Origin of the sequence: Clostridium sp. OM02-18AC (assembly GCF_003481825.1) — a bacterium.
Lineage (GTDB): Bacteria > Bacillota > Clostridia > Lachnospirales > Lachnospiraceae > Brotaphodocola.
Genome location: NZ_QULW01000002.1, coordinates 201,244 through 215,447 on the forward strand (window position 1 = coordinate 201,244; position 14,204 = coordinate 215,447).

General features: G+C 49.4%; 16 protein-coding genes and 2 pseudogenes. 16 read left to right on the top strand and 2 right to left on the bottom strand.

From position 1 onward, the window contains the following. Positions 1-33 precede the first annotated feature (33 nt). From DXB18_RS16470 to DXB18_RS02670, 7 genes are all read left to right on the top strand, one after another. Entirely contained in the window at positions 34-513 is a 480-nt protein-coding gene (locus DXB18_RS16470; protein WP_226906287.1) for a hypothetical protein, read from the top strand. Continuing rightward, the gene (locus DXB18_RS02640; RefSeq protein WP_055222220.1) at positions 497-802 is read left to right on the top strand and encodes a hypothetical protein; all 306 of its coding nucleotides are present in this window, start codon (positions 497-499) and stop codon (positions 800-802) included. The genes DXB18_RS16470 and DXB18_RS02640 overlap by 17 nt, the downstream gene beginning before the upstream one ends. Positions 803-1,276: 474 nt before the next feature. Continuing rightward, positions 1,277-2,521, top strand: a complete 1,245-nt coding sequence (locus tag DXB18_RS02650; RefSeq protein ID WP_055266764.1) for a hypothetical protein — start codon at positions 1,277-1,279, stop codon at positions 2,519-2,521. Between the two features lie 47 nt (positions 2,522-2,568). Next, a complete protein-coding gene (locus DXB18_RS02655) occupies positions 2,569-3,222 on the top strand; it encodes a CHC2 zinc finger domain-containing protein (protein ID WP_333491344.1) in 654 nt (217 codons plus the stop codon). Beyond that, positions 3,182-4,540, top strand: a complete 1,359-nt coding sequence (locus DXB18_RS02660) for a virulence-associated E family protein (RefSeq protein WP_055221981.1) — start codon at positions 3,182-3,184, stop codon at positions 4,538-4,540. Before DXB18_RS02655 ends, DXB18_RS02660 begins: the two co-directional genes overlap by 41 nt. Before the next feature lie 267 nt (positions 4,541-4,807). Further along, positions 4,808-4,975 (top strand): hypothetical protein, encoded by a 168-nt coding sequence (locus tag DXB18_RS16085; RefSeq protein WP_171027916.1) that lies wholly within the window; start codon positions 4,808-4,810, stop codon positions 4,973-4,975. Between the two features lie 72 nt (positions 4,976-5,047). Then, positions 5,048-6,688, top strand: coding sequence for a recombinase family protein (locus tag DXB18_RS02670; RefSeq protein ID WP_055221983.1), 1,641 nt, complete (start codon positions 5,048-5,050; stop codon positions 6,686-6,688). Between the two features lie 198 nt (positions 6,689-6,886). Here DXB18_RS02670 and DXB18_RS02675 read toward each other — a convergent pair whose 3' ends face one another. Then, positions 6,887-7,909: a hypothetical protein gene (locus DXB18_RS02675; protein WP_055221986.1), complete on the bottom strand. Its 1,023-nt coding sequence runs from the start codon at positions 7,907-7,909 to the stop codon at positions 6,887-6,889. Between the two features lie 959 nt (positions 7,910-8,868). Between DXB18_RS02675 and DXB18_RS02685 the strand changes: the two are divergent. The 6 genes and pseudogenes from DXB18_RS02685 to DXB18_RS02710 form a co-directional block, all read left to right on the top strand. Beyond that, positions 8,869-9,102, top strand: a pseudogene (locus DXB18_RS02685) (type IV secretory system conjugative DNA transfer family protein); the annotation flags it as partial. A 12-nt stretch (positions 9,103-9,114) separates the two neighbouring features. Further along, entirely contained in the window at positions 9,115-9,435 is a 321-nt protein-coding gene (locus tag DXB18_RS02690) for a hypothetical protein (RefSeq protein ID WP_002304332.1), read from the top strand. A gap of 5 nt (positions 9,436-9,440) precedes the next feature. Continuing rightward, entirely contained in the window at positions 9,441-9,833 is a 393-nt protein-coding gene (locus DXB18_RS02695; RefSeq protein WP_002304334.1) for a helix-turn-helix transcriptional regulator, read from the top strand. An 83-nt stretch (positions 9,834-9,916) separates the two neighbouring features. Next, positions 9,917-10,045 (top strand): annotated as a pseudogene (locus tag DXB18_RS02700) (Maff2 family protein); the annotation flags it as partial. A gap of 175 nt (positions 10,046-10,220) precedes the next feature. Beyond that, entirely contained in the window at positions 10,221-10,526 is a 306-nt protein-coding gene (locus DXB18_RS02705) for a desmoglein-4 (RefSeq protein WP_118705839.1), read from the top strand. A gap of 114 nt (positions 10,527-10,640) precedes the next feature. Continuing rightward, positions 10,641-11,129, top strand: coding sequence for a hypothetical protein (locus DXB18_RS02710; RefSeq protein WP_002569239.1), 489 nt, complete (start codon positions 10,641-10,643; stop codon positions 11,127-11,129). A gap of 152 nt (positions 11,130-11,281) precedes the next feature. On the opposite strand, the gene DXB18_RS16710 is transcribed toward DXB18_RS02710, so the two are convergent. Beyond that, the gene (locus tag DXB18_RS16710; RefSeq protein ID WP_007037420.1) at positions 11,282-11,407 is read right to left on the bottom strand and encodes a hypothetical protein; all 126 of its coding nucleotides are present in this window, start codon (positions 11,405-11,407) and stop codon (positions 11,282-11,284) included. 349 nt (positions 11,408-11,756) lie between these two features. On the opposite strand from DXB18_RS16710, the gene DXB18_RS02720 reads away from it, so the two are divergent. From DXB18_RS02720 to DXB18_RS02730, 3 genes are read left to right on the top strand one after another with little or no spacing between them, the layout of a single operon-like run. Next, positions 11,757-12,152, top strand: coding sequence for a plasmid mobilization relaxosome protein MobC (locus DXB18_RS02720; RefSeq protein ID WP_002594236.1), 396 nt, complete (start codon positions 11,757-11,759; stop codon positions 12,150-12,152). Beyond that, on the top strand, positions 12,124-13,749 hold the full coding sequence (locus DXB18_RS02725) for a relaxase/mobilization nuclease domain-containing protein (RefSeq protein WP_002594235.1): 1,626 nt from the start codon (positions 12,124-12,126) through the stop codon (positions 13,747-13,749). Before DXB18_RS02720 ends, DXB18_RS02725 begins: the two co-directional genes overlap by 29 nt. After that, the gene (locus DXB18_RS02730) at positions 13,739-14,125 is read left to right on the top strand and encodes a cysteine-rich VLP domain-containing protein (protein WP_002594234.1); all 387 of its coding nucleotides are present in this window, start codon (positions 13,739-13,741) and stop codon (positions 14,123-14,125) included. Before DXB18_RS02725 ends, DXB18_RS02730 begins: the two co-directional genes overlap by 11 nt. Positions 14,126-14,204 lie beyond the last annotated feature (79 nt).

Consider the following 14,204-nt stretch of genomic DNA (forward strand, 5'->3'; position numbering starts at 1 on the left):
TCTTGCAGACAGGCACAGAACCTTGAAAATCGAATGACCGGCTGCAAGGGGTATGGCCTCCGGGGAAGTGACGCCAGGACAGAAATCGAGCACACCAAAGAGGCCGATACGCCGGGAGAAATTCCGGGCAGGAGCGGCTTGCAGGCAGACCGGCGGACAGGAAACAAGTTTATCATGCGGGGCGCATGGCTCCGCAGCAAAGAAATGGAGGAAATCATTATGACACTGAGTATGAAAGAAAAGAAGATTCTCTACGCTTACGGCTGTCTCAGCCACCACAATACGGTGACACGGCTGAAATGGCTGACGGCTCTGACGGTTGACCCGGAGGCCAAACGCCGGATGCTGGGGCTGGCCCGGAAGGTGGAGACGGAGATGAACGAAAGCTGGTACGAGGATTTTTATCACCATCTGCGCATGGAGATGGACGAGTACCGCCGTCTCAAGCGCAACCTGCGTGTGCTGAAATCTTACACCGATTATGAGGAGGATCTGTATGAAGAAGCTGTCTAAGTATGAGAAAGAAACCATCATCAACTGGAACGAGGCGGAGAACCTTGCCAGCGTCTACACCTTCAACGCCAGCTTGAAGCGCAGGCTGGCTGATTTCAGCCGGAAGTACCCACTGTTGTGCCGGTTGGAGCGCAGCACGCCGGAGGGCAGCGTGACCTATGTGCTGGACAAGTCCCGGCTGTCGATCCGGCTGGTGCCTCCGTACAGCGAAGAACGGAAAGCCGCCGCAAGGGAGTACGCAAAGGAGCATGGCTTTCAGGTGGTGGTAACGGAAGAAAAAATCGCCTAAAATCGGGGTGTTTACGGGAAAAATGACGGGTCTGCACCCGATGTTTTGACCGGCAATCCCCGCAGGCGTATTCCGTATCCACTCCCCGCCTATGGGCGCAAATGTGTGGATACGGAGCCGGTGAAACTGGCAAACACCGTTCCTGCGGTGGAAGCCAGCTTCGCCGGTGCGGAAGTACAGAGGGCGGCCAGCCCTTTGTGGCGGGGTGCAGGGGCGGCAGCGCACTGCTGGGGTCAAGGGGCAACGCCCATTGGCAGGTTAAGGGCGGCAGCCATTATCGGGTCAAGGACGAAGTGCCTTGGCAGGTTGAGGGCAGCCGCCCCATCGGGTCAAGGGTGAAACGCCTTGCCCAGGGAAAGTTGATGCCTGCGTCAACTTGTATTGGGTATTACCTGACGCAAAATTCGCAGGATTTGCGGCTTCGCCGCCCCTTCCCCGGCCCCAGAACATCTTCGCAGGAAGGAGGAAATCTGTTTGAAACTGACACGACACAATGGACGCTCCGGCAAGCATGGCACCTATAATCCCCGCCACAATGACCGCCGGTTCGATGTGGAGAACAGCGAACACATTGACGCAGAACGGGCAAGGCAAAATGTCTACTGGGACTGCTACCGGGGCTTTACCACCCATGAGTTCCGGGAGAACCCGGAGCAGCCGGATTTCAGCTTTGAGGAAATCGAGCGGATGTATTACTACGAGCATTACGGCGGCTATGTGGAAGCTCAGAACGCCCGGAATGAGAAAACCCGGCACACCGAGCGCAACCGCACTGTGGAGGACTTGCTGAAAAACAACAAGACCTGCCCGGAGGAAAGTATCTACCAGATCGGCACGATGGGAGAATCCGTCTCGCCGGATACGCTCTTTTCCATCGTCAATGAGTTTTATCAGGAATTTGAGCGCCGCTTCGGTTCCCATATCCACATCCTGGACTGGGCGCTCCATCTGGACGAGGGGACGCCCCACATCCATGAGCGGCACGTCTTTGACTGTGAGAACCGCTATGGGGAACTGTGCCCCCAGCAGGAAAAGGCGCTGGAAGAACTTGGCATCCCTCTCCCCAACCCGGAGAAGCCCAAAGGCCGGAACAACAACCGCAAGCAGACCTTTGATGCGGTCTGCCGGACGATCCTGTTTGACATCGCCAGACGGCATGGGCTGCATCTGGATCAGGAGCCGTCCTACGGCGGGCGGGACTATCTGGAAAAACAGGATTATATCCTGATGAAGCAGAAGGAGCAGCTTGCGGCGCAGGAGCAGAAGCTGGAAGAACTGACGCTCAAAATCGAGGACGTGGAGACGCTGTTAGATGATGTTTCCGATGCGGCCTATGACAAGGCGGTGGAGGTGGTGACCGATACCGTCCGGCAGGAGACACACAAAGAAGATATTCGTCTGATCGAGGAAACGAAAAAGTGGGTGCTTTCGCCGGAGCGGAAGGCCCCGAAGAAGGAGCGTGACTACGCTGCCGCCCGTCTGGATGGAGTGATTACCAAAATCAAACGGGTCATGCAGAACGCCCTGGCAAAAATCCAGAAAACTCTCATGCAGCCGGAGGTCAAGAAGGCCGGTAAGGAGCAGATTAAGGAGAAGGCCAGAGAATCCATCCGGGAGAAGCTGGCGAAAGGCAGGCTGAACGCTGACCGAGATAACCGGGAACGCTGGGAACGTGAGGGGCGGATTGCTCCGAAAAAGAAACACGATATGGAGTTATGAGGCACCTGATTTTCTGCGGAAACGGGTGCTTTTTTCTCTGCCTGGAGGTGAGAAAATCGAATATATTTGAAGCGGTGAAGGAGTCTGTCACCACAAGGCAGGCTGCGGAATATTACGGGGTGCAGGTTGGCAGGAATGGCATGGCCTGCTGTCCCTTCCATGATGACAAACATCCCAGTATGAAGATTGACCATCGGTTCCACTGCTTTGGCTGTCAGGCAGATGGGGATGTGATTGATTTTACCGCCCGTCTGTTTAGTCTGAGCAGTAAGGAGGCGGCGCTGAAGCTGGCGGAGGATTTCTCTGTCCACTATGACGCCAAAGGCCATGACCCGCCCCGCAGGAGGCCGGTCAAGCGAAAAATCAGCGAGGAACTGCGTTACCGGCAGGCGGAGCAGAAATGTTTCCGGGTGCTGTGCAATTACCTGCATCTGCTGGAACGCTGGGAGAAGGAATACGCCCCGCAGACGCCGGATGAAGCGTGGAATCCGCTGTTCGTGGAGGCCCTGCAAAAGAAACCGTACACGGAATATCTGCTGGATATTCTCTTGTCCGGCAGCATGGAGGAACGTGCTTCCGTGGTCGCTGAGTATGGAAAAGAGGTGAGGAAGATTGAGCAGCGAATATCAGAGTTTACCGCTAGCCACCCGGCAGGCCGCCATGAGCGCAGCCGAAGCCTTAGCGCCGGAGCGGAGCGTTGATGAGGTGCGGGAAAGCCTGTCCGTCACCGAGAAGGGCCAGCCCGCCAACACCATCGGCAACTGCCGGACGGTGTTCTGCCATGACCCTCTCCTGCGTGGGGCGATCCGCCTGAACCTTTTGACTGACCGGGTGGACATTGTACAGGATTTAGGCTGGCGCAGGAATACCAGTGCCCTGACGGATACGGACGTGAAATATCTGCTTCTCTATTTTGAGCAGACCTATGGCCTGACCAGTGAGAAAAAGATGACGGCGGCGCTCTCCATCGTGGCGAATGAGAACTGCTACCATCCCATACAGGACGTGCTAAACGGCCTTGTCTGGGACGGGACGCCCCGCATCCGCTCCTGTCTCCATCATTTCTTAGGTGCGGACGAGAGCGACTATGTGGAGGAAATGCTGAAACACTTTTTGCTGGGGGCTATCCGGCGGGTATTCCGCCCCGGCTCCAAATATGAGGAAATGCTCTGTCTGGTGGGCGGTCAGGGGGCTGGCAAGTCCAGCTTCTTCCGCTTGCTGGCGATCCGGGACGAGTGGTTCAGTGACGACCTGAAAAAACTGGACGATGACAGGGTGTATCTGAAGCTGCAAGGACACTGGATTATCGAAATGTCGGAGATGCTGGCTACCAGCAGCGCCAAAAGCATTGAAGAAATCCGCTCCTTTATCAGCCGCCAGAAGGAAACCTACCGGACGCCCTACGAGGCCCAGCCCAAAGACCGGCTGCGGCAGTGTGTGTTCGGCGGTTCGTCCAACACACTGGACTTCCTGCCCCTTGACCGGGCCGGAAATCGGCGCTTTTTGCCGATCATGATTTACCCGGAGAATGCAGAGGTTCACATTTTGGAGGACGAGGACGCCTCCAGAGCCTATCTTTTACAGGTCTGGGCGGAGGCCATGACGATTTACCGCAGCGGCCACTACTCTATGAAGTTCAGCAAGTCCATCCAGCGCCAGCTGGTGGAGGTGCAGAAGGATTTCATGCCGGAGGACACCGAGGCCGGACAGATACAGGGCTTTCTGGAACACTACACCGGCAGCATGGTCTGCTCCAAACAGCTGTTCAAGGAGGCGCTGGGCCACACCTACGATGAGCCGAAGCGGTGGCAGCTGCACAATATCAACGAGATCATGAACACGGTGGTGACGGGCTGGAAACCATTCTCCAATCCCCGGATGTTCACCGGATATGGCAGGCAGAGGGGCTGGGAACGGGACGTTTCCGGCAACGAACTGCCCGGCAACGAAGATGGATTTGTGGAGCTGACCGAGGAAGAATGCTGCCAGCTGGAACTGCCGAAGGAGTGGATCGCATAAAATTAGCGGTCTGTTGCCGGGATGGTTGCCACTTGGTTGCCGGGTTTGTTGCCGGGGATTCTCCGGTCTGGATACGGAAAAAGCCTGTAAATAAGGTATTTTCTAATATCTATCTCTATCTCCGGCAACGAAAACAACGAGATTTTTCAAGAAAATTGATAAAGTAAGATTTGCAGGTCAGACGGTAGTTTACAGGTTTTCAGAGGTTCGTTGCCGGACTTCGTTGCCAGTGCTGCCGTCTGGCCTGCTACTCTATGGAGGTAGCCTATGGAAAAAAGCAAACAGCAGAAAAATAAAGTCCGTTTTGTGGTGGTGCGGGAGTTCTCCGGGGAGAAGTCCATGCGGGAAGCCTTTGAGCAGCTGATCGAGCGCCAGACCTGCGAACACTTCGAGGAATGGCGTCAGCAGCGGGAAATGGCCGAAAACGCTGCGTAAAAACGGTTGATTCAGGGGCAGGGACATGGTACTATAATGGTATCGTGTCCCTGTTCATAGAAGGAGAACGCTATGAGCAGGAAAAAACAAGTCTATGAGAAAATCACCGCTCTCTACTGCCGCATCTCTCTGGATGACGGCGGCGACAACGAGAGTATGAGCATCAGCAACCAGAAAATCATGCTTCGGGACTTTGCTGAAAAGCATGGAATGTTCCAGTATGAATATTATGTGGATGACGGCTATACGGGCCGCAATTTCAACCGCCCTGCCTTCCAGCGCATGATCGCTGACATTGAGGCGGGGAAGATCGGCTGCGTCATCACCAAAGACCTATCCAGGCTTGGTAGGAACTATATTGAAGCTGGCAGCTATATCGAAATCTTTTTCCCCAAACACAATGTACGCTATATCGCCATCACGGACGGCGTGGACAGCCTGACCCGTCAGGAGATGGACATTACGCCCTTTAAGAATATCCTGAACGATATGTACAGCCGGGATATTTCTAAAAAGGTGCTGGCAGGCATCACCACCCGCTCCCGGCAGGGGAAGTTCTGCGGAGGGACGCCGCCCTTCGGCCTGATGCGTGACCCGGAGGACAAGGGGCATCTCATCATTGACCCTGAGACAGCGCCAATCATCCGCAAAATCTATGACTATGCCCTTGACGGGCTGGGCTGCATGAGGATTTCCAAACGTCTGATGGAAGAAAAAATCCCAATCACCCATGTCAAAGCCAACACGGAGTTTGACGCCAACTATTATTTCTGGGGCGGAGCCAGAATCAGTCACATCCTGAGAAATCCATTCTATAAGGGCGCACATTTGGTCTTTCGGACGCATCAGAAAGGCATCCGCTCCAACACCTATGACATTATTCCCCGTGACCAGTGGGAAGTGATCGAGGGCTGCCATGAGGCCATTGTGACGCCGGAGGAATGGGAACAGGTGCAGGAACTCATTGACCGCAGGCCGACCATTCAGGGGAATTCCTGCCCCTTTTATAATCTGTTCCACGGTCTGGTCTACTGCGCCACCTGCGGGAAGTCCATGCAGGTGCGGTATGAGAAAGTGGGCCGAACCGGGAAGAACCGCTTCACCGGCGAAATGCGGGAGCCGATTGACAAGGCGTACTATATCTGCCAGACCTACAACCGCATGGGCTGCAAGGTCTGTTCCAGCCACAAGATCGAGGCCAGGGATTTATACAATCTGGTGCTGAAAGACATTCAGGAACTGGCGGCGCAGGCTATGAAGGATGCCGATGCGTTCTACCAGCGGCTCAGCCGCCGGATGGAGCACCGGTATCTGGTGGACGCCTCCCAGACAGAAAAGGAACGCCTGCGGCTGGAAGCCCGAAATCAGGAAATTGACGGGATGTTCCTGAGCCTGTACACCGATAAGGCCAAAGGCATCCTGACCGAGCAGCGGTTTGTGAAGCTGACGGCGGCGCTGGAACAGGAGCAGGAATCCAACCAGAAACGCCTGCATGACCTGGCAATGATGCAAGGTCGTGCCGATGCGCAAGAAAGCGAAGTCCGCACTTTTATCAAGGAAATCCGGCGCTATGCCGCCATCGAGGAACTGGACGAGGCGGTGCTGAACCGGCTCATTAGCCGGATTCTGATTGGAGAAATCAAGAAGATTGATGGTCAGAGGACACAGGAGGTTAAGATTATTTACAATTTTGTTGGGGAAATGTCAAGGTAGAATTTAGACGCTAAATACTTTTAATTTATATCAAAAGTGATACAACAATTTTCTTTTAATGCTATCAGGCAATAAAGTTATTCCTTTGGCCAGAGTAAAAGGGATAACTTTATTTTGCTAAAGCATACTAAAAAGGGCGCGTTGCAGAAAATTATCCGCAACACGCCCTCTTCTATAAGTCCTTATGTCAAAATCAAATTATTGGTAATCTTGAATATTGGGATAAGCGGCACCGTTATTATGCGCGTAAGCTGCTTCAAAGTAGTCGAGGCTTTCAAAAGTAATGCCCTGATAGTTTCCGACATTCAACACATCAAAAGTTAGATTCAGAACATCACCAGCGGAATATTGGTCAAGAAGATTTCCTGCAAATTTCCATCCTATGTTTTCCTCATAAGTATCCTCGGTAAAATAAAATGTAGTCGCATCCTCAGTCGCATCATAACTAATGTCAATAATTATATCAGAGAAATGAACTTGATCTCCAGCATTAAAGTCTTTGAGATAATCTACAGTTTTTCCATCAGCAGGATTAATAAATTGAGCATTAAGTTGTGTCATATCAACAACCTCTGGAGGAAGAGAATTAAGTCTGTAAGATTCTGCAACAGAGAATTGATAAACTCTGTTATTATCCCCAAAGTAAAATCCATCTTCCGTCATAGGAACACTTGAACGAGCATTGGCATTGTAATAATGGGCATAATACAACTGCCATTTGTATGTCTCAGTTGAAACAAACTGTGCTTTCCATGTACCAGAACTGTCTCCTGCTTTCTTTGTATAAAACATATACTGATTTGTACCAGTAGTTGCTTGACTTACCGTATCACCAGAGGCATCTGACAAGATGAGTGCAATCTGTGTAAAAATATCGACAAAGATAATCCTATGTCCATGCATACGGATAGAACCAACGCTGTTATCTACTTCTGGACGAAAATAAACCTCAGGCCCCATATCACCCGTGTTATATTCTATGCTAGGTGAAACAAGATAGGCCCAACTACTATCCTTTTCACTCTGTCCATCGAGATCGATAAGCTTTTCCACATAATCTGAAAGGATAATCCAGCCAATCTTCCACCAATTCACTTTGCTTGCTTCAGCAGAAGAACTGATATTCTCGTTGTCGGCATAAGCAAAAGTAGTGTTAGAAAAACTTATGCACATAACCAAGGAAAGAGTAAGTGCAACAATCTTACGTGTTAGCTTTTTCATTAAAAGCCCCCCTTCTCTTATAAAACCAAAACAATAATGCAAATGATGGATGCAATAAAAAAGAATACTCCAGCAACCCGCATCAAACCAAGATATAAATCTGTAGGTTCACCGCCTTTTACAGAAAAGAAGTGTTCAATTTTCCATAAAAGTTCCGGCTTAAAAATCATAAAAAAACTTAATAGAAGCAAAAGGATAAGCCATATGTTATCTATGTATAACACTTCCTTTCTGCTAATACTGAAAATTCAAATAAAAAAGCGCATAAGTAGACAAATAATCATGCCTAACTTATGCGCAAATAGAAACAATTTTAATTCTAAGCCTCCAAAGCTGGCAGCGTCGGTAAAAATGCTCCATTATTAAGTTAGGCAACTTAACCTTAAAACAAATCATCGGTCTTACCTCCCAACAATATAAATTTCGACTTTTCACTTTTATTTTATCACCTAAAGCAGAACTTGTCAATGAATTTGTCTAAAATAAGTCGATTTTCTTTTTTGATTATGTGCATTTTTAACTAATAGAAAGAAAGTTGTATTGAGGGCGATTGGTGTTCCTTATTCCATATGTCGGAACTGTATGAAGTGAAAATAGTTTATCCGTTGAAGAGTCACTCCACAGGTTATGCTTGATTCTTTCAAAGTTATGTTTCTATAATATGCATCCGTACTGTCATATTATAATTCACATTATTGGATAATATAAATTGACAAGTATAAGATAAACAGACAAGGAGTCGCTGCCACCCGTAAAACGGGTGGCTCGGGACGCAGGCTTTAAGCCCACTCTACTTGGCCGCGCCTCAAGGCGCTAGCTTTCTCTTTTAGGCTATACTAAAGTTTTTATTTCCCTGGTACAACCGGGGATTTTTTTGCTTCAAGCCGCCAATTAGAACGGCAGCCACAAAGATTTTTCTTTGCGGCTGCCGTTTTCTTGAATTCATCACTTGACAATGTGGCAAAGACCTTGCGAGCGTAGATGAGCTTGCGGTTCTGGATGGCAGCAAGTGTATTTTGCAGTTGCGTGGTGTCAGACCGTTTCTTTCTGACAAGTACGATCTGACGCAGCACCCCAATTATAAGTACACATCAGACTTTGATAAGAGAAATGAGTTCAACATTGAGCAGTTTCTGAGTCGAAGGTTGAAGCTCAAGGCAGGTGATGAGTTTGTGGTAGTCGATGCGGATTAAGGAGGTTTCTGTTTGGAAAATCTGAAAACGGTATCTGCCCTGGTTAAGAACATCTTGGAACACGACCACAAGGCAAGAAATACCGACAATCATTTGTACCTGATGGTACTGGAACACTATTCCGGTCTGCGTGGCATCGACATTCATGCCATGACGGTTCCTGTGTTTTTGAAGGAACTGGATAGACGCAGCTTTCCGGGGTTTGAAACTGTCCGCAGAAGCAGACAGAAAGTGCAGGCAACCTACCCTGACCTTGCTCCCAGTGAAGCCGTAGGCAAGCGCAGAGCAAAAAATGAGGTTGTATATCGAGAATTTGCAGAAAGCGAGGTGTAAAAAAAATGACTTGGTGGATCACGGATACCTCTATTGGGCAGCGATTGAAGTTCGTTAGACGATTTCGCCGCCTTACCCAGAAAGAGCTTGGACTCCTGATGGGGTATTCCGAGAAAACAGCGGATGTCCGTATTGCTCAGTATGAGAAAAACGCTCGAACCCCTAATGCAGAAACCACAGCGAAACTCGCAGAGGTTCTGAAGGTTTCACCTGTCGTTTTTTCACCGACAATCTGTGCTTCTCGTGAAGATTTGTTGCAGTCAATGTATTGGCTGTTTCTTATGAAAGGTGGTGGTGATATATATGATTGTGAAACTGAATATGCAAGAAGCAGAATGGAACAGAAACTTGGCGTGATAACCGTCGAGGAGTTCCTTGAAAAGATTCTCGTAAACTAAGCCTTCCGTCCGGTTTTGATGCCGGTAGTACGGAGGGCTTTTTCTATTCTCAAAACAATTTCAAATTTTAGGAGGAAAATATTATGGCATTTTTCAATAGCGCAGTAACCGTTCTTCAGACTCTCGTTATCGCTCTGGGCGCAGGTCTTGGCATCTGGGGTGCAATCAATCTGCTTGAGGGCTACGGCAACGATAACCCCGGCGCAAATGCTCATGTGCGGTAAAGTAATAAAAAGATTTAGGTAGCCGCCTTAACTATTCCTAAATAAGATAATATGCACAGTATTTTCTCGTAAATAGAAAATAAATTATTGCATTTTACCAATTATTATGTTAAAATGACAATGTAACAAAGAGCTATGTATTTTTAAGGAAAGGGAGGAACTTATGAATTTAAGAAAATCTCTTTTAGCACTTTCAGTAGTAGCTGGAATTGTAGCTGCTCCAATGACTGTATTTGCCGCTCATACTCATAGTTGGGGTTCTCCCCAGTACTATGGATATGAAGATGAAATGCCTGGTATATATGATGACTGGGATAAATGTGCGACACGTCATGTATATAATTACAAACAATGTTTAATTTGTGGAGAAGTAAGCATTTATGAAGTTGAGACGATTGAAATGTCTCACAAATGGGTGAATGGTGCATGTGTATATTGCAACAAAGGTTACGCGAAAGAGATAAATTAACATAGTATCATTACCGGCAAGTTTATGATCAAAAAATAGAAAGCATTGAGAATATTTCAAAATTTCTTGAAAGTACTCTCAGTGCTTTCTTTGATAATATGAAAGGAGAAATAAATGCAAAAAAAACAACTTTCTGTATTAGTACTAATTATTTTATGCTTTTTATTAGGATGTAACAGAGAAACACCAAAAGATGAATCTCAACAAAATTATGAAGATGAATCTAATATTTCTAAAACAAATGGAGAAGAACTTGTAAATATAAACAGTGAATTGTTAGGTTCGACTCCTTTTGATATCCAAATCGATAAAACAGCATTGCAGACTAGAAAAGAAACAGAAACAGAAGTTACAATAAAGACAAATTTAACAGACTGGGGTTATACTGTTTCTTCTGAAAAAGGGAAAATATCTGATATAAATAAAAATTCATTCATATATATAGCACCTAAAGATGAGAGGGATGATACTATAAAAATACAATTATCGGACTATGAAAATGGCATATCATATGAATATACAATTCCACTTATTTTTGCGGGAAACAATGAACATTCTTTAGATAAATTCAAGGAAAATCTTTCAAGATTACCTAATAGTTAGTAAAGAGTCGATAGACTAAAGTACCACCATCCTCTTTTATTTCAACTGAATATCCATCCCGCCGCACCGCAGCGGCACATGAAGCAGTAAATCCGAAAAAGATTTGCTGCTTTTTTTGCGTCCATTTTTGGCAAATTTCCAAAAGTTCCGTATTAGACAGTGAAACCAAAAAAGGCTGCCATTTTTTTCAGACAGCGGGCAAAACGCAGCTTCCGAAACGCCTTATTGTCGGGAAAGACCGAGCCGCCGGAAAAGTTCTTGCCGGAAAGTCCGTCCATTCTGCTCTTTTGTGGTTTGTAGGGAGTAAGGGAAAAACGCCAGCCCGCAGCCTTTTATAAAAAAAGCTGGTTATAGATTTTCTGAAAAAGTGGCAGTAGCAAGTGAACGGCAGGCCGGCAGTTTCTTAGAGCAAGATTCTACCGAGGTGCCAAAATTCGCTTATCGCTCATTTTGCCCCTGCGGGAATCTTGTTGGGGAGTGCCTTCCCCAAACCCTGCTTATGCGGCTTGCGCCGCTGAAAAACCCCTCAAAATATTTTTCGGATTTTTCAAAAACAGTTCCGCTTCACACCCTGTTTTTCTCCTATTAGTGAGAGGACACCACGCACAGAAAGGAGGTCAACCACCTATGAAACGATACAACACGCCGCACCGCAGCCGGGTAGTCAAAACACGCATGACCGAGGAAGAATACGCCGAGTTTGCCCAGCGGCTTTCTGCTTACCACATGAGCCAAGCCGAGTTTATCCGGCAAGCCATAACCGGGGCAGCCATACGCCCCATCATAACCGTTTCCCCCATCAATGACGAGCTGCTTGCCGCTGTCGGGAAGCTGACCGCCGAATACGGGAGGATCGGCGGCAACTTAAACCAGATAGCCCGGACGCTGAACGAGTGGCACAGTCCCTATCCGCAGCTTGCCGGGGAGGTACGGGCGGCGGTTTCCGACCTTGCTGCCCTAAAGTTTGAAGTCTTGCAGAAAGTGGGTGACGCTGTTGGCAACATTCAAACATATCAGCTCTAAAAACGCCGACTATGGCGCAGCGGAAGCCTATCTCACATTTGAGCATGACGAGTTTACCATGAAAGCCACCCTTGATGAAAACGGGCGGCTGATACCGAGGGAGGATTACCGCATTTCTTCCCTCAACTGCGGGGGCGAGGATTTCGCTGTTGCCTGTATGCGAGCCAATCTCCGCTATGAGAAAAACCAAAAACGGGAAGATGTGAAAAGCCACCACTATATCATCAGCTTTGACCCACGGGACGGGACAGACAACGGCTTGACCGTAGACCGGGCGCAGGAGCTGGGCGAGCAGTTCTGCAAGGAGCATTTCCCCGGACACCAAGCCCTAATCTGCACCCACCCGGACGGGCATAACCACAGCGGGAATATCCATGTGCATATCGTCATCAACTCCCTGCGGATTTACGAAGTCCCGCTTCTGCCCTACATGGACAGACCAGCCGACACGCTGGAGGGCTGCAAGCACCGCTGCACCAACGCCGCTATGGAATATTTCAAGAGCGAAGTCATGGAAATGTGCCACCGGGAGGGGCTTTACCAAATCGACCTCTTGAACGGCAGCAAGGAACGGATAACCGAACGGGAATACTGGGCGGCAAAGAAAGGGCAGCTTGCCCTTGACAAAGAGAACGCCGCCAGAGAAGCCGCCGGACAGCCGACCAAGCCCACCAAGTTTGAAACGGACAAGGCGAAGCTGCGCCGGACGATACGGCAGGCACTTTCCCAAGCTGGCAGCTTTGACGAGTTTTCTTCCCTTTTGCTGCGGGAGGGTGTGACCGTCAAGGAGAGCCGGGGGCGGCTTTCCTACCTCACGCCGGACAGGACAAAGCCTATCACAGCCCGAAAGCTGGGGGACGATTTTGACAAGGCTGCTGTCCTTGCCCTGCTCACGCAGAACGCCCACAGAGCTGCCGAACAGACCAAAGCCATACCCGAATACCCTGCCGCAGTTAAAAAGCCGTTACAAGGGGAAAAAGCTGCAAAAACCACCCCGGCAGACAACACCTTGCAGCGCATGGTTGACCGGGAAGCCAAGCGAGCCGAGGGCAAGGGCGTGGGCTATGACCGCTGGGCGGCAAAGCACAACCTAAAGCAAATGGCAGCTACCGTTACCGCCTATCAGCAGTACGGCTTTTCCTCCCCGGAGGAACTGGACGAAGCCTGTTCTGCCGCCTATGCCGCCATGCAGGAAAGCCTTGCGTGGTTGAAGCAGGTGGAAAAGACGCTGAACGGGAAAAAGGAGCTGCAACGGCAGGTGCTTGCCTATTCCAAGACCCGCCCTGTCCGGGACGGGCTGAAACAGCAGAAAAACGCCAAAGCAAAAGCAGCCTACCGTCAGAAGCATGAAAGTGACTTTATCATAGCAGACGCAGCCGCCCGCTATTTCAGGGAGAACGGCATTTCCAAGCTGCCGAGCTATAAATCCCTGCAAGCAGAGATTGAAAGCCTTATCAAAGAGAAAAACAGCGGCTACAACGATTACCGGGCAAAACGGGAGGAGTACCGCCGCTTGCAGACTGTCAAGGGCAATATCGACCAGATTTTACGCCGGAGCGAGCCGCAGCGCAGAAAGGAGCAGAGCCATGAACGGTAATATCCCCCGCATGGACTACCGCCAGTACCGGGCAGCCCGCCGCCTTGTGCATGAGTGCTGCAACTATGACAGCGGGAACTGCCTGCTGTTGGAGGACGGCGAGCCTTGCGTGTGTGTACAGAGTATCAGCTATTCGCTGCTCTGCCGCTGGTTTACCGCCGCTGTCCTGCCCCTTGATGAAGCACTGGAAGCCGCCCTCTTGCGCCGGGGAAGCCGGAAACGCTGCGCTGTCTGCGGGGCGTTCTTCTTCCCAAAATCCAACCGGGGGAAATACTGCCCGGACTGCGCCGGACGCATGAAGCGGATAAACGCCGCCAAACGGAAGCGGAAACAAAGGGAGAAATGTCACGCTTTAGGGCATTTCAAACCCGCATAAATCAAGGCTTTTTTGGAGGGTGTCAAAGGGTGCGTGATACATTTATCCTTTTCCCTTAAAAACGCCCCCTAAAAGCGTA